Origin of the sequence: Bradyrhizobium sp. BRP22 (genome assembly GCF_020194175.1) — a bacterium.
In the GTDB taxonomy this organism is placed as follows: Bacteria; Pseudomonadota; Alphaproteobacteria; order Rhizobiales; family Xanthobacteraceae; genus Bradyrhizobium.
In genome coordinates, this window is record NZ_JADYVX010000001.1 from 1 (window position 1) to 22,643 (window position 22,643).

Annotated in this window: 18 protein-coding genes and 1 tRNA gene; 11 read left to right on the forward strand and 8 right to left on the reverse strand. The window is 61.5% G+C overall.

What is annotated here, in order from left to right; translation table 11 throughout:
• Positions 1–12: 12 nt before the first annotated feature.
• Positions 13–2,025 carry a HAMP domain-containing methyl-accepting chemotaxis protein gene (locus tag I6F35_RS00005; RefSeq protein ID WP_225116009.1) on the forward strand — a complete coding sequence of 671 codons (2,013 nt, stop codon included), beginning with the start codon at positions 13–15 and terminating at the stop codon, positions 2,023–2,025.
• A 53-nt stretch (positions 2,026–2,078) separates the two neighbouring features.
• Here I6F35_RS00005 and I6F35_RS00010 read toward each other — a convergent pair whose 3' ends face one another.
• Positions 2,079–2,450 (reverse strand): DUF3175 domain-containing protein, encoded by a 372-nt coding sequence (locus I6F35_RS00010; RefSeq protein ID WP_225115593.1) that lies wholly within the window; start codon positions 2,448–2,450, stop codon positions 2,079–2,081.
• Between the two features lie 194 nt (positions 2,451–2,644).
• Here I6F35_RS00010 and I6F35_RS00015 point away from each other — a divergent pair, with 194 nt between their 5' ends.
• The 3 genes from I6F35_RS00015 to otsA all read left to right on the forward strand — a co-directional run bounded on the left by I6F35_RS00015 (position 2,645) and on the right by otsA (position 6,641).
• Positions 2,645–4,147 (forward strand): MFS transporter, encoded by a 1,503-nt coding sequence (locus tag I6F35_RS00015; protein ID WP_225115594.1) that lies wholly within the window; start codon positions 2,645–2,647, stop codon positions 4,145–4,147.
• Positions 4,148–4,153: 6 nt separating this feature from the next.
• A complete protein-coding gene (otsB, locus tag I6F35_RS00020) occupies positions 4,154–4,990 on the forward strand; it encodes a trehalose-phosphatase (RefSeq protein ID WP_225115595.1) in 837 nt (278 codons plus the stop codon).
• Between the two features lie 205 nt (positions 4,991–5,195).
• Positions 5,196–6,641: an alpha,alpha-trehalose-phosphate synthase (UDP-forming) gene (otsA, locus tag I6F35_RS00025; protein ID WP_225115596.1), complete on the forward strand. Its 1,446-nt coding sequence runs from the start codon at positions 5,196–5,198 to the stop codon at positions 6,639–6,641.
• Positions 6,642–7,596: 955 nt separating this feature from the next.
• On the opposite strand, the gene I6F35_RS00030 is transcribed toward otsA, so the two are convergent.
• A complete protein-coding gene (locus tag I6F35_RS00030; RefSeq protein ID WP_225116010.1) occupies positions 7,597–7,887 on the reverse strand; it encodes a hypothetical protein in 291 nt (96 codons plus the stop codon).
• Positions 7,888–8,132: 245 nt separating this feature from the next.
• On the opposite strand from I6F35_RS00030, the gene I6F35_RS00035 reads away from it, so the two are divergent.
• A tRNA-Ser gene (locus I6F35_RS00035) sits at positions 8,133–8,222 on the forward strand.
• A gap of 370 nt (positions 8,223–8,592) precedes the next feature.
• Here I6F35_RS00035 and I6F35_RS00040 read toward each other — a convergent pair.
• Positions 8,593–9,684: a histidinol-phosphate transaminase gene (locus tag I6F35_RS00040; protein WP_225115597.1), complete on the reverse strand. Its 1,092-nt coding sequence runs from the start codon at positions 9,682–9,684 to the stop codon at positions 8,593–8,595.
• A gap of 466 nt (positions 9,685–10,150) precedes the next feature.
• Positions 10,151–10,582: an AraC family transcriptional regulator gene (locus tag I6F35_RS39880; protein ID WP_249792319.1), complete on the reverse strand. Its 432-nt coding sequence runs from the start codon at positions 10,580–10,582 to the stop codon at positions 10,151–10,153.
• Between the two features lie 872 nt (positions 10,583–11,454).
• Between I6F35_RS39880 and I6F35_RS00050 the strand changes: the two genes are divergently transcribed.
• From I6F35_RS00050 to I6F35_RS00065, 4 genes are all read left to right on the forward strand, one after another.
• A complete protein-coding gene (locus I6F35_RS00050; RefSeq protein WP_225115598.1) occupies positions 11,455–12,849 on the forward strand; it encodes a Rieske 2Fe-2S domain-containing protein in 1,395 nt (464 codons plus the stop codon).
• Positions 12,788–13,279, forward strand: a complete 492-nt coding sequence (gene benB / locus I6F35_RS00055; RefSeq protein ID WP_225115599.1) for a benzoate 1,2-dioxygenase small subunit — start codon at positions 12,788–12,790, stop codon at positions 13,277–13,279. The genes I6F35_RS00050 and benB overlap by 62 nt, the downstream gene beginning before the upstream one ends.
• 25 nt (positions 13,280–13,304) lie before the next feature.
• Positions 13,305–14,330 carry a 2Fe-2S iron-sulfur cluster binding domain-containing protein gene (locus I6F35_RS00060; protein WP_225115600.1) on the forward strand — a complete coding sequence of 342 codons (1,026 nt, stop codon included), beginning with the start codon at positions 13,305–13,307 and terminating at the stop codon, positions 14,328–14,330.
• Positions 14,331–14,502: 172 nt separating this feature from the next.
• A complete protein-coding gene (locus I6F35_RS00065; RefSeq protein ID WP_225115601.1) occupies positions 14,503–15,432 on the forward strand; it encodes an alpha/beta hydrolase in 930 nt (309 codons plus the stop codon).
• A gap of 349 nt (positions 15,433–15,781) precedes the next feature.
• On the opposite strand, the gene I6F35_RS00070 is transcribed toward I6F35_RS00065, so the two are convergent.
• The 4 genes from I6F35_RS00070 to I6F35_RS00085 all read right to left on the reverse strand — a co-directional run bounded on the left by I6F35_RS00070 (position 15,782) and on the right by I6F35_RS00085 (position 20,160).
• A complete protein-coding gene (locus I6F35_RS00070; protein ID WP_225115602.1) occupies positions 15,782–16,411 on the reverse strand; it encodes a hypothetical protein in 630 nt (209 codons plus the stop codon).
• Positions 16,412–16,420: 9 nt separating this feature from the next.
• A complete protein-coding gene (locus I6F35_RS00075) occupies positions 16,421–18,676 on the reverse strand; it encodes a molybdopterin cofactor-binding domain-containing protein (RefSeq protein ID WP_225115603.1) in 2,256 nt (751 codons plus the stop codon).
• 1 nt (position 18,677) lies between these two features.
• Positions 18,678–19,142: a (2Fe-2S)-binding protein gene (locus tag I6F35_RS00080; protein ID WP_225115604.1), complete on the reverse strand. Its 465-nt coding sequence runs from the start codon at positions 19,140–19,142 to the stop codon at positions 18,678–18,680.
• Between the two features lie 82 nt (positions 19,143–19,224).
• Positions 19,225–20,160 carry an AraC family transcriptional regulator gene (locus tag I6F35_RS00085; RefSeq protein WP_225115605.1) on the reverse strand — a complete coding sequence of 312 codons (936 nt, stop codon included), beginning with the start codon at positions 20,158–20,160 and terminating at the stop codon, positions 19,225–19,227.
• Between the two features lie 498 nt (positions 20,161–20,658).
• Between I6F35_RS00085 and I6F35_RS00090 the strand changes: the two genes are divergently transcribed.
• Both I6F35_RS00090 and I6F35_RS00095 read left to right on the forward strand, forming a co-directional pair.
• A complete protein-coding gene (locus I6F35_RS00090; RefSeq protein ID WP_225115606.1) occupies positions 20,659–21,672 on the forward strand; it encodes an aldo/keto reductase in 1,014 nt (337 codons plus the stop codon).
• A gap of 90 nt (positions 21,673–21,762) precedes the next feature.
• On the forward strand, positions 21,763–22,617 hold the full coding sequence (locus I6F35_RS00095) for a VOC family protein (RefSeq protein ID WP_225115607.1): 855 nt from the start codon (positions 21,763–21,765) through the stop codon (positions 22,615–22,617).
• Positions 22,618–22,643 lie beyond the last annotated feature (26 nt).

Below are 22,643 nucleotides of genomic sequence, written 5' to 3' on the forward strand. Positions count from 1 at the left end.
CTGCTGGGGCGTATGGGGTCGCGAATGCCGCCCCTTCGATTTCGTGCAAAAATTATCCTGGGCTTTGCCGCGGTGCTGGCGATTACCGCAGTCAGCATGGGTTTTGCCTATCTCGGCTTTGAGCGTGTCTCCGCCGGCGTCGCCGCCTACCGGGCGAGCGTGCGGGAGGCCGACCTGGCGCGCAATATCGACCGCGAGCTGATCTCCTACCGCTCGCTGGCACGCTATTATGTGGTGACCGGCAAGGAGGATGACGGCAAGGCGGCGCTCGCGGCCGAGGCCAACCTCAAAGAGGCCATCATCCAGGCGATGAAGGGCACCACCGACCCCGCGCGGCTGGAGCAGGTGACAAAGCTCGAGCGCGAGTTCCGCGCCTTCACCAAGATTTTTGCCGAGATCCTCAAGGTCAAGGAGGAGAGCTCACTGATCGCGCAGAACCAGCTCGCCCGCGGCGGCAACTCGCTGCGCTACAAGCTCGACGATCTCGCTTCCACCGCGACCGAGGCGGGCCTGGCGGCAGTCGAGATGGGCGCCAAGCAGGTCGCCTCGCAGTTCCAGGCGGCGACCGCACTCGCCAATACCTTCGTGGCCAATTCCGACAAGATCACCGGGACGAGCGGGGTGGCGCGGCTGAAATTCGTCGAGAACTCGCTGAAGGCGATCTCTTCGACCGACGAGAAGATCGTTCTCGCGCTCAAAGAGCTGACGAAGATGCTCGAAGAGTATCGGGAGGCGCTGACCAAACTGATCGAGAACGCCAAGTCGATCGACGAATTGACGATCGAGATGACGGAGTCGGCATCCGCCATCAACCGGGGCTCCGGCGTGATGAAGTCGGACCTGCTCGCCGACCAGAAGCGCATGGAATCCGAGTCGGATGCCGCGATCGGCGCGACCGAGCGGTTCATTCTGATGCTCGCCGCTGGTGGCTTCGCGCTCGGCGCCGTTCTCGCTTTCCTGTTGGGCACCGGCATCTCCCGCCCGATCCGCGCGATGTGCGCCGCGATGCGCGAGCTCGCCGCCGGCAATTTCGACGTCGTGCTGCCGGGGCTTGGCCGCAAGGACGAGCTCGGCGAGATGGCCGGCGCGGTGGAGGAATTCAAGCTGCAGGCGATTGCCAAGGCCGAGCGCGACGCCGCAAGCCATGAAGCGCAGAACAAGGCGAGCGCCGCGGCGCGCCGTGCCGAACTGATCCGCTTCGCCGATGAGTTCGAGGCGGCGGTCGGCTCGATCGTCGGCAATGTCTCGGCCTCGGCGGTGCAGCTCGAGACTGCGGCGGGCACGCTGACGCGGACCGCCGAGACCACGCAGAACCTTTCAAGCCAGGTAGCGGGCGCCTCCGAGGAGGCCTCCAGCAACATGCAGTCGGTGGCCTCCGCCACCGAGGAATTGTCGGCTTCCGTCGACGAGATCGGACGCCGCGTGAAGGAATCCAGCCGGATCGCCGATGCTGCGGTGCGGCGGGCCGAACAGACCGACGCCCGCATCGGCAAGCTCTCGCTCGCCGCGCAACAGATCGGTGACGTGGTCAAGCTGATCACCGCGATCGCCGAGCAGACCAACCTGCTGGCGCTGAATGCGACGATCGAAGCCGCACGCGCCGGCGATGCCGGGCGCGGCTTCGCAGTGGTCGCCTCCGAGGTGAAATCGCTCGCCAGCCAAACCGCGCGGGCGACCGAGGAGATTTCCAGCCACATCTCGGGCATGCAGTCGGCGACGCAGGAATCCGTGGCCGCCATCAAGGAGATCGGCGACACCATCGGCCAGATCTCGGAGATCGCCGCCAACATCGCCGGCGCGGTCGAGCAGCAGAGCACGGCGACGCAGGAGATCGCGCGCAGCGTGCAGAATGTCGCGCAGGGCACACAGGAGGCCGCCACCAGTGTCACGCTCGTCAACCGCGGCGCCACCGAGACCGGCTCGGCGTCAGAGGAGGTGCTGAACTCGGCGCGCTCGCTGTCAACCGAGAGCACGCGCCTGCGCGACGAGCTCGACCGCTTCATGGCGAACATCCGAGCCGCGTAACCTCCGTCGTCCCGGGTCAAGCTCGGGACGACGGTGGAGAGTGGGCTACGCGCTCACTCCCGCCCGAACTGGTGCTTCAGCTCCGTCTTCGCGCGCTCGAGCCGGGCGCGCTGCGCCTGCGGCAGCGTCTTGCCGGCGCGATTGATGTAGAAGGTCAGCATCGACAGCGCCGAGCGGTAGGCGCCGGACTTGCGGCGCGAGCTTCGTTCGGCAGAGCGCTTCAGCGATGCCGCGATCTTCTTCGCGCTGGTCTGCTTAAACACGCCACGATCGAGATCGAGCGCGTCGCTCCGCTCCGTCACCCGCTGCGACCAGCGCCGCGATGACTTGCGTGTGCCCGACTTTCGCCGGGCGGTGGTGGTTTTTCTGATCGTGCGCTTTCGCGCGGTGGTTTTTCGTGCGCTGGTCTTGCGACTTGGTGCCATTGCAAGCTCCTGTTTTCAGGTGGAAACATCGGCAAATCCCTCCGGGTTCCTATGCCGTGACGCCGGAACCGACGCCGGAACCATGGTGCTTTGCAGACGTTGTCGTGCGTGGCGGGCATCTGTTTGCCGCAAATGTTGGGGATGACCACCTTGGGGCAAGCTGCGTTCCGAGGTGATTCCTTGTTGGTTCCGTGATGGATTTGCAGCCGATCCAGCCCAGTCCTCCGCCTGTTTCTGCAAATGTTGGCGCTGACGCGCCGCCATTGCAGGATCATGATCGCATCATCGAGACCTCGATTCCCGTGCGTCTCGACAATCTCTATTGGAGCGGCTTTCACACCCGCGTGGTGACGGCGCTCGGGATCACCTGGATCCTCGACGGGCTCGAGGTCACGCTCGCCGGCGCGCTGTCGGGAGCGCTGAAGGAGAGTCCGACGCTGCAATTCTCCAACTTCGATGTCGGCTTCGCCAACAGCGCCTATCTCGCCGGCGCCGTGCTTGGCGCGATCGGGTTTGGCTGGCTCACCGACCGCATCGGCCGCAAGAAGCTGTTCTTCATCACGCTCGCGGTTTATCTCAGCGCCACCGCCGCGACCGCGCTATCGTGGAATGTCGCAAGCTACGCGCTGTTTCGCTTTTTGACCGGCGCCGGCATCGGCGGCGAATATACCGCGATCAACTCGACCATTCAGGAACTGGTGCCGGCGCGCTATCGCGGCTGGACCGATCTCGTCATCAACGGCAGTTTCTGGATCGGCGCTGCGATCGGCGCTGTCAGCGCCATCGTCCTGCTCGATCCCGCCGTGATCAATCCCGATCTTGGCTGGCGGCTCGCCTATCTCACCGGCGCCTGTCTCGGTCTCGTCGTGTTCGTGATGCGGATGTGGATTCCGGAAAGCCCGCGCTGGCTGATGATCCACGGCCGCCCCGATGAAGCCCATCGCATCGTCGACGACATCGAGCGCTCGGTGAACGGCCAGGTCGAGGCGAAATCGCAGGCCTTGCCGAAGATCAAGCTCAGGATGCGCGACCACACGCCGCTCCGCGAAGTGGCGCACACGCTGCTTGTCACCTACCGCCAGCGCGCGCTGGTCGGGCTCGTGCTGATGAGCGCGCAGGCGTTCTTCTACAACGCGATCTTCTTCACCTTCGCGCTGGTGCTGACCGACTTTTTCGGCATCCCGGCAAGCCATGTCGGCTGGTACATCCTGCCCTTTGCCGCCGGCAACTTCTTAGGTCCCCTGTTGCTCGGCCGCCTGTTCGATACGCTCGGACGCCGCACCATGATCACGTTGACCTATGGTGTGTCGGGCCTGCTGCTCGCGATCTCGGGCTATCTGTTCTCGATCGGCGCGCTCAGTGCGCAGGGACAGACGATCGCCTGGATGGTGATCTTCTTCTTTGCCTCGCCCGCCGCAAGCGCCGCCTATCTCACCGTCAGCGAGACGTTTCCGCTTGAGGTGCGGGCGCTCGCGATTGCGCTGTTCTACGCGATCGGCACAGGCATCGGCGGCGTGATCGGACCTGCCTTGTTCGGCGCGCTGATCGATACCGGATCGCGCAATTCCGTCTTTGCCGGCTACCTCCTGGGGTCGGCGCTCATGGTCGTCGCGGCCTTTGTCGCGTGGCGCTACGCCATCGCCGCCGAGCGAAAATCGCTTGAAACTGTCGCACGGCCGCTAGCTGTTGTGGAGTAGTATGAGATGACTGAGGAACTGGTTGACATGCCACTGGACGAAGAATTCCTCCCCGAGGACGACGCCTCGCCGGAAACCGTGCCGGTGCCGAGCGCTTTGGTCGGGCATTTGAGCGAAACCGCTGTCTTGCTCGACGTCGACGGCACCTTGCTCGATTTCGCGCCGACGCCGCGCGAAGTCTGGGTGCCGCCGGGGCTTGCGAAGACGCTCAAGCGCCTGCTCGAGCGCACCAACGGCGCGCTGGCGCTGGTCAGCGGCCGTTCGGTGAATGACCTTGACCTGATTTTCGCGCCCGACGTCTTTCCCGCGATCGGCGGCCACGGCGCGGAGATGCGGCTCGATCTGCAGAGCGATGGCGCTGGCGGCCACGCGCTGACGCTGGACAAGGAGCTGAAGCGCCGGCTTGCCGCCATCGCCAAATTGAGCCCGGGCATTCTGCTCGAGGACAAGGGCTATTCGCTGGCGCTGCACTATCGCCTCGCGCCGCATGCGGAGCGGGCGATCTACGAGGCGGTGTCGCTGATCCGCGCCGATCTGCCGGACGCGCCGATCGAGGTGCTGCCGGGCAAGCAGGTCTGCGAGATCAAGCTCGCCGGCTTCACCAAGGCGACCGGCGTGCGCGAATTGATGAAGCATCCGCCGTTCAAGGGCCGCAAGCCGTTCTTCATCGGCGATGACGTCACCGACGAGACGGTGTTCGCGATCATGCCCGAGCTCGACGGGCTCGCCTTCTCGGTCGGCCGCCGGGCCAAGGGCGTGGCCGGACATTTCGATGCGCCGAGCGATGTGCGCGAATTTCTTGCGCATCTGCTCGATGATGAGCGCGAAATCGCCGCGCCTTAGCCGAAACCTCAACCGCAAATTGGCGCGGAATCACCGCAGTTCCTGCTGGTAGGGGCAGCTCGCTCGCAAAAATTTTTCTTTTTGTGAGTTGACAGCCGGTTCCATGCGATCATGCCTGAATTTGGTTTCAATTCGGAGAAAGCGTGGCCAGGAACCATATTGATGAATGGTTGTTAATACGCGAGTGCCAACGGGAGGGGACCTATTGAACCTCGTCGTCGTTTCAAACCGCGTCGCGCGTGGAAAACCGAACGAACCCATGACGGGCGGCCTTGCCGCCGCTCTTTTGCCTGTCGTCGAGAAGTCCGGCGCGATCTGGGTAGGCTCCAGTGGCCGGGTCCGCGACGGGAACCAGAAGGAGCCCTTCGCGGAGGTGGAAGCGCTGGGTGCCGGTGCGCTGGCGATGCTCGATCTGCCGGCCGCACATTACGGCGGCTACTACGAAGGCTTTGCTAACTCCGCGCTGTGGCCGGCGCTGCATTCGCGCGCCGATCTGATCCGCGCCTCGGAAGAGGACTATGCCAGCTACCGCGAGGTTAACGCGTTCATGGCGCGCGCGCTGCTGCGCTTCCGCAAAGAGGACTCGGTGTTCTGGATCCAGGACTACCATTTCCTCGCGCTGGGCGCGGAGCTGCGCGATCTCGGCATCGACAAGCCGATCGGCTTCTTCCTGCACACGCCATGGCCGGCACGCGCGGTGATCGAAGGCGTACCGCATCATCGCGAACTGATCGAGGCGATGCTCGCCTATGACCTCATCGGCTTCCAGACCGAGGAGGATTGCGAGAACTTCCTTCGCTATGTCGAAGCCGATCTCGGGCTCGCTGTGCGCAATGGCAGCGTGATTTCGCGCTATGGGCGCAGCCGCGCGGCGGTCTTCCCGATCGGCATCGATCCCGGGAAATTCGCGCAGCAGGCGACCAAGGCGATGACGCATCCCGACGTCTCACGATTGCGCCGCAGCCTCAACGGCGAGCGGCTTGCGATCGGCGTCGACCGGCTCGATTATTCGAAGGGCCTGATCAATCGCATCAAGGCCTTTGACCGGATGTGGACGATGCATCCCTCGCTGAAGCGCACGATCTCGCTATTGCAGATCGCGACGCCGTCGCGCGGTGGCATCGAGGCTTACGGCAATCTGCAGAGCGAAGTCGCAAAACTCGTCACCGACGTCAACGGCATCCATGGCGAGGTCGACTGGACGCCGATCCGCTATCTCAACAAGGGTTTCAGCCAGGCGGTGCTGGCCGGCCTTTACCGCACGGCGCAGGTCGGCGTGGTGACGCCGTTGCAGGACGGTATGAACCTGGTCGCGAAGGAATACGTCGCGGCCCAGAATCCGGCCGATCCCGGCGTGCTGGTGCTGTCGAAATTCGCCGGCGCCGCCAATGAGCTCGACGCCGCGCTCATCGTCAACCCGCATGACGTCGATGGCATGGCACGCACGATTGCCACCGCGCTTTCGATGCCGCTCGCCGAACGGCGGCTGCGCTGGGAAGCGATGATGGACAAGATCTGCACGCATACCATCCAGCAGTGGTTCGCCGATTTCGTCGAGGCGCTGCAGGACACCGGCGACGAAAAGCCCGAGCGCTCGCCGCCGCTGGCCGAACCCACGCACTTGCCCTTCCGCAGCGCGCGCATTCACTAGCTGCATCATCGCGATTGTGCGCCATCGATGTCGTCCCGGCGAAAGCGGGGTCGCAATGACGGGAGGCGTTCTGATTTGAATGTCAAACAGCTCTCCGCCGTCATCGTCCGGCTTGACGGGGCGATCCAGTATTCCAGAGACGGTGGTGCTTATGCCGAGAGGCCGGTGGTTACTGGATGCCTGGCCTGCGCGGGGCATGACGGTGGAGTGGATGTGAGTTCGCGTTCTCGCGGCGCATGGTGCCCGAGGTTTGCGTCTCGCTTCACCCTCTCATCGGATAGAGGGCGCAGGGAAAGCCGGGTGCCGGTTGCACCGTGGGCCCCGTGCAACAGAAAGCACGGGGGTAGGACCACAGGTCAACCGGAGCAACACCGGCTTTCCCTGCGCGATGGTTTACGGCTTACTTCGCGCTCTTCCCGGTGACCGGGCTTTCTTGCCACCGTCATCTCTCGCGCGAACTTCTTCGCGCAAAAAACTTAGCGCCAGCGTCGGGGCGCCAGAACCACACGACTTCGCCGTCCGCTGACGTTGCGTTCGTCTGTCGCAACGCCAACGTCCACCGCATCTCACCGCAACGTTCGTGACGATCGCGACCCGCCCCTCATTTAGGTGAGACGCGCGGAGTTAAATCACTGATTTGCCCGACGACGGAAGCGGAATATTTTTTACTGCGAGGCTGGACGGGGCAAATCACGTTGGAATTGCTTGGATAATTTCTCTCACCGCACACGCGCTAGTAACCCCTCATGGTGAGGAGCGCGTCTTCGCGCGTCTCGAACCACGAGGCCCCAGTCTCACCCGCGGCCATCCCTCGAGACGCCGCTAGAGCATTTTCGGTTCTGATTGAATCAGAACCGAAGCTCTAGATTCTTGTTTTGACGCGTTTTCTTCACGCGAACCGGTGTCCACTTCGCTCGAAAACGCTCTAGCGCGGCTCCTCGGGATGAGGAGCGGATCAATAGCAATAGGGAACACCATCGAGCACCGGGCAGCGCGCCCGCCGCGGGTCGCTTGGATTTTCCATCGGCACCACGCCCTTGCCCTTGCCGACGAACACGCCTTGCCCGACCTTGACTGAGGATCGATCGCCGACGATCACGCTCGGATGCGGCGAGGTCAGGCTCGAGCGCGTGCCGTCGCTCCAGATGATGGTATCGCCGGAAAGCACCCCGCGCCGCCCGTCGTCGCAGCTCACGTCCGTCCCCGCCTTGGTGCAACTCTGCGCCAGCGCCGGATCGGCGCCCATAGCCGCCGCCACGACCAGGCCGAGAATCGCAATTGTCCGCTTCACGCCGCCCTCCACCACTGATTTGCCTTGCGGTCGTCCCCGCCCGCGGGATTCCGGTTCAACTGGCCGACCCCTGGGCCCCGATCCCGGCCGGAGATCCCCCAAAAAAAGCCAAGCTATTCCAAAAGTTTAAGGAAATTTCAGCTTCCAGCCCCTCTCTCCCTTGCAAAATCCGCCCCATCCCTTCAAGAGAGGGCGCTCCCGGAGAGATGGCCGAGTGGCTTAAGGCGCACGCTTGGAAAGCGTGTGTGCGGGAAACCGTACCGTGGGTTCGAATCCCACTCTCTCCGCCATACGTATTGATTCTAAAGAATAATCTATCGTGCGGCGGCGTCGGATTTCAGACAAGGCCAGGATCTTCGGCAACCATTCATCGGAAATTGAATAGCGCAGGCGTTGGCGGTCTTTCGGTTCTTAATGACCATGACGGCCATGAAACCATCCGGAGCCTCGTCCGGCGACGTTTGAAGCGTGCCCCGCCTTTCGGTGGAAGGCCGGCATCTGGACGCGTGTGGTGGACGCACCCTTGTATCGTGCTCAATGGCGGAAAGCAGGCGCTCTACGCATCCTCGATTGGGCGTGGTGACCTGGGCCCCGTCCCTCTTGGCCGGTTCAAGGCAGGCGGCGAACTGGACCGCCCGTATCGGAAAGGCCCGAGGATCCTTACCCCAACAGCTCGGCGATGACGGCCCGTGCCATTGCATTCTCGTGCGGCAGGCCGATCGAAATTCGGACCCAATCGTCAAGTGGCGGGAAAGCGCGGCCGACCTCGATGCCCTTAGCGCGCATTGCGGCAGCGATTTCGTGGTGCGGACGTCCCGTCTCAAAGAAGACGAAGTTCCCGCGGGAATCTGAATGCCGGAGCGTCATGCTGCCCAGCAGCTCATGCCATTTGGCCCGCTCCGCCGCAACCTTTGCGCGCGTCGTGGTCACATAGTTGGCATCCTGAAGGCTCGCTAATGCCGCCGCAAGCGAAAGGCGATCTACTGCGTCGGCGGATCCCACCCCGGCGTTCTTGAGCGAAGTGGCAAGCGCTTTGGGCGCGATGCCATAACCGACCCCAAGACCGGCCAATCCGAAGATCTTGTCGAAGGTTCGGAACACGACCACGTTCTCGCCCTCTCGGACGAGGCCGATAGCCGTTCGCTGTTCGAAATCGGAATCGAATTCCAGGTAGGCTTCGTCGACAATGACAAGCGTTCGTTTCGACATCTCGCGAACAAAATCGATAAAGCTCACAGTATCACTGACTGTGCCGGACGGGTTATGAGGGTTAACCAGATAGACTGCCCGAGTCCGCTCGTTCACCTTGGAGGCGATGACTGGAAGATCATTCTCGAGTTCATAATTGAGCGGCACACCGATCACGACGCCGCCGCTGGGGAGTACGGCATCCACCAGCGCGGTATAACCCGGCTCAGAGTAGACGAACTCTCCTCCGCTTGGGCCGTCCTGAGCGAGACGAAATCCGAGTGGCTCAAGGATATCCCCGATCATAACCTCGTCCATTGATAAACCTTCGCGCGCGGCGATCCTTTGCGTAAGGATGTCACCGAGTTCCCGACCGTAGCGACAGAGTTCGCTAAGCTCGTCGCGAACCACCGCAAGAGCCAGCGGCGAGGGGCCGAACGGGTTTTCATTGAGCGACAGTCGTGTGCGAGCCGGCTGTCTTGCGCCTTCGGCACTGACCCTGATGAGGCTCGCTGGTCCGCCCAGCGCGAGCCCGATGGGGAAAGGATGATTGCGGCGGTTCAAGACCGTGATCCTATGCGATGTTCGACTGAAGGGTGCGCAACTCTATGACGCGGCGGTTAGTGGATGATTGCAAACGCGCCTAGTGTGGTTACGACTGTAAGGCGATCAAGTCGTTTCCGGGTTCAAGACCGGGCATATCCGGCGAAAGATCAAACGACTATAAACTTAACGGCCGCGACATTGCCGGTCGCCTAAATCGCCATTTCGGCAGGTATTTGCTTTCATCGCTGATGACGTTTGATAGTGGCTTGAAACCTCGCAGCATCGGTAGCCAGATTACTGGACACAAAACAGCGACCTGAGCGCGAGGCAGCTACCGCTCGGACGGTTAGCCCGGGCCGATCAGGCGACAGGTAGGCAATGACTCTATTTCCGCACGTCGCTTGTTGGACACCATCGAGCCAATCGCCTAGCCTCCAACATGTCGCGTTGAAGACGCTTGTCAGACTGTGCCGTATGGATTGAGCTAGCCAGGATCTCGCAAGAGAAAACTCGGATGTTGTCCGAACTGTCTGCGAAACGATCGATTGAAATAGGCATAGTCGCCGAATCCGCTCGCGTACGCGATCTCGCGAATAGGCTGGCCGGTTTTCAGAAACGATCGTCGTTTCAACAGAAATGCCGCACGTTCAAGGCGGACTGAGTTTATGTATCGGCTGCAGGTCGAATTTCTCGTTGTAAAGAGCTTCTGAACATAGCGTAGGGAGATACCGGCCTCGCGGGCCACATCGCCGGGGCCAAAATCAGGATCGGCAAAACGTTCCCTGATGATGTCGCAGATACGTCCGAACAGCTTATCCGTGTGAACTGAACTATGTCCTGGCTCGGAGGGGGCGAATAGCGCGCCCAACAAGTCCAAGAGCGCTAGACGCATGTAATCCTTGGTTGAATCTGACATTGATTGCTCGTCGTCAACGCTATCCTGCAGCAGTCGACGGAGCTGTCGTGCGACAGCGATTTCGCTGGATCGAAGCGGGCACCGCGGCTCCAAACCAAGGTAAGACAAGAGGGTACCACGCGGTAGTTGCACGGAGGCCCAGTGGTTACTTTCTTCCTCAGACAGATACGCGATGGGCCGGGCCGCATCCACGAGTGCGACATCACCGACGCTTAGTTCTATGGTTTGATCGTTCTGAACTATTCCAGAGTGACCGCTCATCTGAAACACCGCGTAGTAGTGATCCTTCGCGTCGGTACGGACGTCCCGGTTCGTTCGCTCGAACCGATGGGCGCTGCAACTGAGGTCGACGGCCCTCAAGCCGTAGATACTTCGGGCCTGCACTCGACCCGAAAACGCGCTGGGTTCGACCATGCTCGGCGTGTACCGCCCGCATATCGATTGCACAGCACATTGCCACTCCTCGTAATCCATACTTGAACTTGCGAGAAATTCGCTGCTTGAGTGCATCGCCGCCGCCTCTATCAAGCGTTCTCGATGGCTAGAAAAGCGCTCTTAAACATAGGTCAACAAGAGCGTCCTCAAACGGGAAATATTTCAAGCCGCATATTGAGGATAACAAGACCAAACCATTTCTTGGATCACAGATGATCACCTCCCCGAGAAATGGGTGTGAGGCCAATCGATTTGTATGGAAGTCCCTTGCCGTCTCACGACCGCTGATCAGCATTGTGCGCGTGTGTCCATCTGGAACGGGCGCGAGAGTCTCACGACGGATGAGGAATCCGGCCGTAGAGTCGGGGCCGTGTCGTCGATAGTTCCAATACATCGTCGATCATCAACCGACGCAGGCAATTGACGAGGTCAGGCCCATGGCAGCGAGCATCATTGAGCGTCTTGACGCGGCATTGATTGAGGATTCCACGAACGGGTTGTTTCGTTGTGACCGCACGATCTTTACCGACAAAGAACTCTTCGAATTGGAAATGGAGCATTTGTTTGAGGGTAACTGGGTCTATCTCGCGCATGAGAGCCAGATTCCAGACCGGAACGACTATTTCACGACCTGGATGGGGCGGCAGCCCGTCTTTGTAACACGCAACAAAGACAACGAACTTGGCGCTTTCATCAATGCTTGCAGTCATCGTGGCGCGATGCTTTGCCGCTACAAGCGCGGCAACAAGCCGACATTTACCTGCCCATTTCACGGCTGGACGTTCAGTAATGCCGGTAAATTGCTGAGAGTGAAGGATCCAGACGGCGCCGGCTATCCGAGCCAATTCGGCAGCAACGGCTCACACGATTTGAAGACAGTTGCGAGGTTCGAATCCTATCGGGGCTTTCTGTTTGGGAGTCTCAATCCGGATGTGCAGCCGTTGCCCGAATTTCTCGGTGAGGCAACAAAGATCATCGACATGATGATCGACCAGGCGCCTGACGGACTGGAGGTGCTACGCGGCTCTTCCAGCTACATCTATGACGGCAATTGGAAGTTGCAGACTGAGAATGGTGCCGACGGCTATCATGTGTCCTCAGTGCACTGGAATTACGTTGCGACGACGGGCCGTCGCAGTGCGGAAACGGATGACGTCAAGGCAGCCGATGTGGGCAAATTGGCCAAGCAGCGGGGAGGGTACTATTCGTTCAACAACGGCCACCTGGTCCTCTGGTCCCGGTGGGCCGATCCGACCAGCAGGCCAGCCTATGCTCAGCGGGAGACACTTACCGCGAAGCACGGCAGAGCCAAAGCCGAATGGATGGTCGAGACCCTCCGCAATCTTTGCATCTATCCGAACCTCTATCTGATGGATCAGATGAGCTCCCAACTGCGCGTGAGCCGCCCCCTGTCCGTGGATAAGACCGAGGTGAGCATCTACTGCATCGCGCCGAAGAATGAACCGGCGGAGCAGCGCGCTCGCCGCATTCGCCAGTACGAAGACTTCTTCAATGCCAGCGGAATGGCGACGCCCGACGACCTTGAAGAATTCCGCGCCTGTCAACAGGCTTACATGGCCTCTTCCATGCGGTGGAATGACTTATCGCGCGGCGCAACGCACTGGATTGAAGGTGCCGACGAGGCAGCGCGGGCCATCGATCTTCATCCGGTGAGAAGCGGCGTGAAGATCGAAGACGAAGGTCTTTTTCTCGTTCAGCACAGGCATTGGTCTTCGGCGCTTCGCGCGGCTGTCATCAAGGAGAGCAAGCATGAGCACTATTTCCCTGTCCGCTGTCGAGGCGTTCCTTTATGCGGAAGCCCGCGCTCTTGATGATCGGAATTGGGACGCGTGGCTCGCCTTCTACGCTCCCGATGCGAGCTTTTGGATGCCGGCTTGGGACGACAACGACAGGCTTGTTGAGGATCCTCAAAGCGAGATCTCGTTGGTCTACTATGCGCGCCGCAGCGGCTTGGAAGACCGAGTGTTTCGCATCAAGACCGAACGGTCGAGCGCAAGCACCCCCGAGCCGCGGACATCGCACAACATCTCGAATGTCGAGATCCTTTCTCACGGCGATGGAAAGGTTGACCTTAGGTTCAACTGGTTGACGCTCAGCTATCGGTACAAGATCGTCGACACATATTTTGGAGTTTCCTTCTACACGCTCGAGATTGCCGGTGAACGTCCAATGATCAAAGCGAAGAAGGTGATTCTGAAGAACGACTACATCCACCATGTGATCGACGTCTATCACGTGTAACGATGACAGGCATTAGAGCGGATGCATGCCCAGGATAGCTCTTAACTTCGAAAATGGAATCACCAGGTTCATCGATGCAGGTGAAAATGAGAGCATCGCCGACGCGGCTTATCGGCAGAGCGTCAATGTGCCGCTCGACTGTACCAACGGCGTTTGCGGCACATGCAAGGCCTTCCGGCAATCCGGACAGTTCGATCCGGGATCGCCGTCCAAGGATGTGTTGAGCGACGCAGAGGCAAGCGAGGGCTATATCCTCTGTTGCCAAACAAAGGCCAGGAGCGACATGGTGATCGACATCTTGGCATCGTCCGACGCCTGCAAAGTGAAGCCCAAGAGGACCATTTGCGAAGTCGTCAATCTCGAGCCTTTATCGGACCATCGTCTTAGGCTTTCGGTCAAATCGCTCGAGGGCGAGCTCCCGATGTTCTTGCCGGGACAGTACGTCAACATTACCGTTCCGGATGAAGGGATAAGTCGGCCGTATTCATTCACCTCGGCGCCGGGTAGCGACGTGGCAACCTTTCTGATCCGGAATCTGCCCAACGGCAGGATGAGCGTGTATCTTAAAGCAAGGGCCAAACGAGGAGAACGGCTCGTTCTCGACGGCCCGTTTGGCAATTTTTATCTTCGCGTATCCACACGGCCAGTGTTGTTCATCGCTGCTGGGACCGGCGTCGGACCATTCTTGTCAATGCTTGAATACCTTGCCATGACGGGAAACCGCGACCAGCCTGTGCGGCTTCTTTACGGCACGCGCGACCCCGCTGATCTCGTCGAGCTCGAGCGGGTCGAGGGGCTTCGAGCGCTCCTTCCAAACCTCAGCTATGTCACGACCTGCTCGAATCCTGCAAGCCAGCATCAGCTATCCGGGCGCGTTACAGACCATATGAGCGCCGAAGCGCTGAATCATGGCGACGCGGACGTTTACTTGTGTGGACCACCCGAAATGGTCGAGAGCGCTCGACAGCACGCAGCGAAGTGTGGCTCACCGCCTGCAAACATCTATTTCGAGAAGTTCGCTCCGGCTGCGGCGACATTGTATCAGCCCTGAACGGTCGAAATCCACGCTCGCATGATTGTGGACGTCATGGCGTGTCAGATACCGAACTCCGCTGCACAACGGGAGCGATTTTAGCAAGGCCGAGAACGGTCTTGAGCAGTGACGGAAGTCCCGCCGTCGACAAATGAAAAACACTACGTGAGCAATCAAGAAGGATGGAATCATGTCCGTCATCGACGCACTTGCGCCCGGTAGTCACAACATCTGCATTGACGGGGTCGAACAGTGCTATCATGTCGCTGGACAGGGCCCGCTTTGTATCGTGCATCCAGGCGGCCCTGGCGTCGATTGGGCCTACCTCAAAATGCCTGAGGTCGAGCTGCACCTGACAATACTCTACATTGAGCCCATTGGAACGGGTGGCTCGGGACGGCTCCCCGAACATCCTGAGGGATATAATGTCGAACGCTACAGCCATCAGCTTGAAGGTCTCGTCGATGCGCTTGATCTCACCGACTTTTTCCTGCTGGGCCATTCGCACGGCGGGCTTGTCATCCAGCAATATGCCCTCACGCATCCCGATAGGGTCGCGGGAGTCATAGTCTATGGCAGCTCTGCAGTGGTGGGGGCCGAGTTGCTAAAGGCGGCTGGCCAGAACATACTAGCATTTGCGCAGCGCGAGGCCGGCTTGCCCGAAGCCGACGAGGTTGTGCAGGCCTGGAGATCGATCCCCTCCGCTGTTAGCGACGAGGTCTATACGCAAACGCTTCGACGGCTGCTGCCTGCATGTTTCGCCGATTACCGGCGAGCCGACGTCGCTTACCGGCAGTTACGCTCCAGTTTGCGCGCGACGTTTGTGGTGGGCGACGACAAGCCGTTCGATGTCCGGAAAACGCTGCAAAACCTGTCCATCCCAGCTCTTGTCCTCGCCGGCGCGCATGACTTCATATGTGGTCCAAAATGGGCCGAGATCTTGCATGCGGCTCTTCAAGGATCGCAATTAGTCGTTTTCCAGCTTTCAGGCCATATGATCCATGTCGAGCAGCCGGTCGCGTTCGCCGGAGTCATTAGCGCTTTCGTGTTTCGTAATCGGAATAGTCGCAGGCGTCGGCGGTCATCACGTAACAGCAAAGTCATTAGACTACTCAATTGATTCATCTTGCCGGATGATCGGCGGAAAGATCGTTAACGGCAGACCATTTGGCGAACCGATAGCAGTATATTCTTGTTGCCCGCTAGGGGGACGCCAACAGCCAGCGCTGCGAGATAGGCAGCCGCTAAGCGTTCGCTTGGCATCTTGATGGATTGTCGTCGCTTAGGAACAGGTTATTAAGGCGAAGCAATAAGGAAGCGACAAAAGCGGCAACGCTCTGCCGCCCTCTTAACCCGCTCGCCGGCCCGGAGCTTTCTTCGTCTCTCGAGTGTCGGGAAAGGCGGTAGCGCTCCCCGCCCTCGCTTTAGACGGCAGCCTCTGAACTTTGCCGACGAGGACTGCCAATTGATCAGTTCGGACACGGCTGTCCGGCAGCTCCCCACAGGGCCATGTCTTTGACGTGATCCTCGAACGTCCCCGGCGGGGTCGAGCGGCCTGCCCCAGGCGCCCATCCGCGTGGAATGAAGCCGTTCAGCGATGCATCGTGCCGCAAGTGCTCGACGAGACCAGCGGCGTCGCGGCCGCCATTGCGCCTGGGATCCTTCAGTTGCGCACAAATCTCGGCGCCGGTCTTGCCGAACCAGATGAAAGCCACTGGAGCAAGCTGCCAGTCGATGCCGGCGCGGGGCGGCGCCGGCGCCGGCTCGTTGGCCTGGGTGGATGTCATGTGACAGGTCGAGCAGGGGATCGCCTCCGCGCCGGTGCGGCTCTCTCCGCCATGGATGTTCATGCCGTGCACGCGCGGCCTGGTTTCGCCTGCCGGCGTCCATATCGGAATCGCCTTGGCGTCGACGTGGCAGTTGGCACAACGCGGATGCGTCACCACCGCTTCAATCCGCTTCCAGGCCTCCAGCCCCTCGGCGCGGCTGACGCTGCCCGGCGGCGCATCCTTGGCGGCCTCGTCCTTGGCCGCGACAATTCCGGTGAGGGCCGCGACTGCCGAAGCCGCAAAGGCGGCCGCAATCAGAGATTTCTTCATGGCTCGCCCTCACACGAAATCAATGAACTTGTTGAAGGGCATTTCGCGGATACGCTTTCCGGTCGCCGCGAATATCGCGTTGGCGAGCGCCGGTGCGGCAGGAGGAACGGGCGGCTCCCCGACACCTCTCACTTTTGGATCGTTCTCGAGCCCGCGTACTTCGATGACCGGACATTGATAGATCCGCATGGCTTCGTGATGATTGTAGTTGGTCTGCTGCGCTGCGCCTTTTGAATAAGTGAGCTCGCAGTTGATGGCGTGGCCGAGTCCCCAGACGACGCCGCCCTGCACCTGGCTCTCGAAGTTGACGGGATCGATCACCTTGCCGACGTCGGCCGCGACCCAGACCTTGTCGATCCTGATGCCGCGGTCCGTCGCCGTCACCTCGACGACCTCCGCGGTCGGCGTCCCGAACGACTCCACGAACGCGACCCCCCGGCCCCTGCCGTTGCCGAGCGGCCCCTTCCAGTCCGACATCTCCGCGACCGTCTCCAGCACCTTGCGATAGTGCGGCACGGTGCACATCGCGATGCGCGCCTTCATGGGATCGAGGCCAGCGGCATGGATCAGTTCATCGATGAAGCTTTCGGTGAAGAAGCCTGATGTCGATGCGCCGACCGAACGCCATGTCGTACTGGGCGATAATCCCTGCGCTTCGTAGCTGGTGGCTCGGAAATTCGGAATGTCGTAGTACACATTCCACAAGCCGGCGGCCAACTGCCCGTCCGGATCCTTCGAGGGTGTGCCCGAACGCTCGAGCAATCCCTTGAGCGGAGCCGTCGAAGCCAGCTGCAGATCGGCCGCGACGATCTTGCCCTTGTCGATGCTGCCGCGGTGCCGGGCGATCGCGATCTGCCGCGGGATGTCCTGGAGAAAATCCTCCTCGCGCGAGAACACGAGCTTGATCGGCGTACCCTTCATCTGATTGGCGATCTCGGCGAGAACGCGGACGTTCTCATATTCGAGACGGTGGCCAAAGCTTCCACCAGTCCACTGATTGTGAAAGGTGACCTGTTCGGGCTTGAGGCCGATCGCGGTCGCCGCGACCCATTGCACGAAGCGCGGGCTTTGATGGCCGACCCAGATCTCCATCCCCGTATCGGTGACGAGGCCGATCCCGTTGAGCGGCTCCAGCGGCTGATGTGCCACATAGGGCGCGCGATATTCGGCCTCGACGCGCGTACCGGTCTTCAGGCCGGTTTCGATATCGCCGATCTTGCGCCATTCCTTGCCCAGGAATTCCGGCTTGAACGAGGATTCCAGAACCTTCCAATGGTCGGCCTGCTCGGCGGGATACGCCGACGGCGCCCATTCGCATGCGATCGCGTCGACCGCCTCCATCGCGTACCAGCTGTTGGTGGCGATCACCGCAACGCCGTTCTTGATCTCGAGGATCTTCTTCACTCCCGGCATCGCGCGCGCCTTGCTGGCGTCGTAGGATTTCAGCGGCTGTCCCTTGCCGGGGTTCAGCTTGACGGAGGCGTAGAGCATGCCGTCCATCTTCATGTCGATGCCGAACTTCAGCTCGCCCATCACCTTCGCACGAATGTCGAGGCGCTGCATCGGCTTGCCCAGCATGCGCCATTTCGAGGGGTCGCGCGGCTTGGCATCGAGCACCGGCGGAATTTTTGCGGCTTCGGCCGCCAGCGCGACATAGGCAATCCTGGAGCCGTTGGGCAGGATCACGTGACCGGACTCGGTGCGCAGGTCGGCCACGGCGATACCCGAACGCCTGGCGGCAGCCGCCTTCAGCGTCTCGCGTGCCACGGCGCCGGCAACGCGCAGCTTTTCATAGGTGTCCGGCATCGAGCTTGATCCGCCGGTCATCTGCAGCCCGGACTTGCGCAACCATTCGAGCGTGGCGGCACGCGCCTCCTCAGCCGCCGGACTCTGGTCCGCCGCCACGAAGGGCGCGAACTCGTCGGCAAAACCGGTGTTGAAGTAGGCGGGGCTCGGACTAGCGAAACGGATTTCGAACTGGCCGGGATCGAGGTCCATCTCTTCGGCGATCATGATCGGCTGCACCGAGCCGACGCCCTGCCCGATGTCGGCGTGCTGTGCGATGAGCGTGATCTTGTCCGGACTGATCTCCACCCAGGGATTGAAGGTCACGGAGTCCGGCCCGAGGCCCGCAGCCAACGGATTGTCGCTCGCGCTCGGCGCCGCGGCTTCGGCATTGCCATAGGCGCCGAAGGCGATGCCGCCGGCGACGGCGGCGGAGCCGAAGACGAAGGCCCGACGCGAAAGGCTCTGCATGTGGCCCATCTCACTTCTCCGCCATCTTCCTGGACGCCGCCGCATGGATCGCCGCGCGAATGCGCGGATAGGTCCCGCAGCGGCAGAGATTGCCCGACATCACCTGATTGATCTGCTCGTCGGTTGGTTTGGAGATCCGTGCAAGGAGCGAGATGGTCTGCATGATCTGACCGGTCTGGCAGTAGCCGCATTGCGGAACCTGATGCTCGATCCAGGCCTGCAGGACCGGATTCTGCTCCTTGTTGTCCAGCCCCTCGAGCGTGACGACCGATTTGCCGGCGACCTCGCCGATATGCGCCTGACAGGAGCGCACCGCCTTGCCATCGATGTGAACGGTGCAAGCGCCACATTGCGCAACGCCGCAGCCGTATTTGGGACTGGTGATGCCGAGCTCGTCACGCAGCACCCAGAGCAGAGGCATCTCGGGAACAACGTCGACGCTACGCTTGATCCCGTTCACCATGAGCTCGATCATGTCGATATGTCTCCTAACGGATCTGGTCGGCACAACAGCACTGCCTGATGGACGCCGAGCCGTATTCCCGATTCCTGCGGAATCATGCGCAATCCCTGCGGAGTGCCGTATCGGAACGAGCGCTCTTCACGTCGGCCTGGCCGCAGCACAATTCGCGATACTGCCCCGGCGTGAGACTGGCGGCCTTGCGGAACACGCGCGTAAAATTGGCCTGCGAGCCGAAACCGAACTCCAGGGCAATTTCGACCAGGGACAAGCGATCGCGCGCAAGTTCGTGCCGCGCCGCCTGGACGCGGCGATCGGTCACGTAACGGTGCGGCGACAGTCCGGTCGCCTCGCGAAACAGCCGCGAAAAATGATAGGGGCTGAGGCAGGCCTGAGCCGCCAGATCCTCGAGCCTGACATCGCCGCCGAGAGAGGCCTCGATATAGTCGAGCACGCGCTGAAGGCGTCGCGGATCGAGCGATGGCGCCTTTTCAGGCGCGCGCCAGCGGTCGATCGTGTAGTGCCCCAGAAGATGCGCGGCGAGCGCGACCTGGATTCCCTCCACGAACAGCGCATCGGTCGGCTGGCGGGGACGATGGAGCAGGTCGCGAAGCGGCGAGCAGAGGTGGAAAAGGACCTGGTCCGCGAGGCCATGGGCATAGGCAATCTCGATCCTTGCCGGATCGATATCAAAGTCGGCGAGGGCGCTTTGGTCCAGCAGCGCCGGAGGAAGATAGAGGTGAAGACATTCCATCCGGTCCGAAAGTTCGAGATGGCTCTCCTGCGTTCCCACGGGGACGAGGTAGCTCATGCCCGGCCGGGCAAGACTCTTCTGAACTTCGCCATTGCCGGCGCGGCACACCATCCCCCCGCCTGACAGCAGCATCACAAGCTCGGTGCAGATAGGAACGGGCGTTTCCTGCCGGCCTGCGTCGAACTTCCGGTGTTCGATGCTCAATGCCGGCCAGTCGCTGGCCTCCGCGAGCTTCTCGCTGTTCCGATATTTCTGATCTCCATGCGTAACGAGCACCATCATGAGCTCCGCTAGAGCTGCGGCGAATCCCGGCCCGTATCGTGAGCGAGCGATCATTCTATCCGGCACAGAATCGCAGCCCGGTCGCTGCCGCGCCGATGCGAATTTCTCACAAGCCGCGGCACGGGAGTCCAGAGGCGGCGCCGTTAAAAGAAGTAAAAGACAAGCACGGCAAAGGCCTGGTCGTGCACGCCACGAGGCTGCGCCAACCTGACCCTGTGCTATGTAAGCAAGATGCGTCCGTCATGGCGCAGGAATCGGAAATACCGCGTGATCGCATGGCCTCATGATGGCTCATCGAGCGGCAATGTCGCCGTATCGAGGATCGGAGCCTGGTATGACGCCGCTTATCTCCGCGCTTGCCGCAATGTCGATTGCAACGGCCCACGCCGGCACTGCGGCCGCGGCCGAGAGGTCTCTGCTGATTGAAGTCTGATCGCGGCAGAGCGGCGATCGCGCCGCGTACGGCTCGTCTGTCAGACACAAAGGACTCGCGGTATGGCCCTCAAGGATATTCTGCCGGGTAGACTGGGTTTCGGTGCGGCGCCTCTTGGCAACATGTTTCGCGACATCCCGGAGCAGGAAGCACTCGCGACAGTGAATGCGGCCTGGGACGACGGCATCCGCTATTTCGACACTGCGCCCTTCTATGGCGCAGGTCTCGCGGAGATCCGCATGGGCACCGCGCTGGCCGGTCGGCCACGTGACGACTACGTGATCAGCACCAAGGTCGGCCGCCTGATCCTGGACGACACCGAGGATGTCAGTGCTCGCGACCTCGGCGAGAAGGGCGGGGTCTTCAGATATGGACGCTCGAACAAGATCGTGAACGACTATTCCGGCGATGCGACGTTGCGATCGATCGAGGAAAGCCTGAAGCGGCTGGGCACCGACCGCGTCGATATCGCTTTCGTGCATGATGTCGCGCAGGATTTCTACGGCGATGAGTGGCTGGCGGTTTTCGAAAGCGCGCGCAAGGGCGCGTTCAGGGCACTCGACCGGCTGCGCGACGAGGGCGTGGTCAAGGCGTGGGGGCTCGGCGTCAACCGGGTCGAGCCGATCGAGTTGCTGCTCGCGCTGGAGGGACCGCGCCCCGACGGCTTCCTGCTCGCAGGCCGTTATACGCTTCTCGACCATGCCCGAGCGGTCCAGCGGGTGATGCCGATGGTTGCGGAGCATGAGCTCGCCATCGTCGTCGGCGGCCCCTACAGTTCGGGTGCGCTCGTCGGCGGTCCGAACTTCGAGTATGCGCCGGCACCTCCGGAAATCCTCAACAAAGTGGCGCGGATCAAGGCGATCGCCGATCGCTACGGCATCAGCATGAAGGCTGCAGGCTTGCAGTTCGCGCTTGCCAATCCGGTGGTGGCCGCCGTCATTCCCGGTGCGAGTCGCCCGAGCCGCATCGCAGAGGACCGCGCCGCCCTCGAACAATCGATACCGGTCGATTTCTGGCGCGAGCTCCGTTCGGCGGGTCTCGTCAACCCGGCAGCGCCCGTTCCGGGCGCCGATTGAGGGCCGCCCGAGAACGCAACAGGTTCATCCCGAGCGCCGCTCCGGCCGGCAGGATGGCGTCCGCAACGTCAAATTACCGAGGAGAGCGAAATGACAGATGAAGCGCATAACACCACCGAAATGGGTCGCCGCGCCATGCTCCGGACCGCCGGCGCAGCCATGGTCGCCGGTCTTGCGATTGGCGGTACATCGTCGGCCGCATCGGCCGCTGCACAGGGCAACGACGGAATGTCGTCAGCCGAGCGCAACGAGGCGCCGCTTGGCGCGCGGCTCCAGGGAGTCCAGCACTTTGGGCTGACGGTCCAGAACATGGAACGAGCCTATCAGTTCTATACGGAGGTGCTGGGCGGAACCGAGGTTTTCCGTCATGGCGACTTCCAGGGCGACGGGGTACAGAACACGTTGCTGGCAGACCAGGAGATCGAGGCGAACGCACGCGGGGTCAATCCACGGACGATCGGCGTTCCCGACCTGCGAAGCGGAGCGCAGAGGCTCGATGTCCGCTTCATCCAGTTCGACAATATGGTGCTCGAACTGCTGCAATATCGTGAGGCCGACCAGCCCATGGGCAGTGCGAAAAGCTTTGCTGAACCGGTGGAGCACATGAGCCCCGCCTTTCCGCGCATGATGCACATCTGCTTCTATGTTCGCGACGACGTCGACTTCAACAAGTTCATTGCCGATCTCGAAGCCGAATCCGCGCGCCGCGGCATGACGCAGGTGAGGGCGAACCGCACCGTCCGCGTCATGACCGAGGCGGACCGCAAGGCCGCGCCCCGCAGCGCCAACACGAACCGGGTCACCGAAGCCCCCTCGGACGGCTGGGAGCTGATCTATTGCAAAGGTCCCGAAGGCGAGCAGCTCGAATTCGTCAAGGCGCTTGGCCCCGTCAAGAAGCGCTTCAGCGACGCGCTCGCGAAGCGGCAGCAGACGATCGTACGCTGATCCGCAAAGCAGGCGGCGGCAGACCG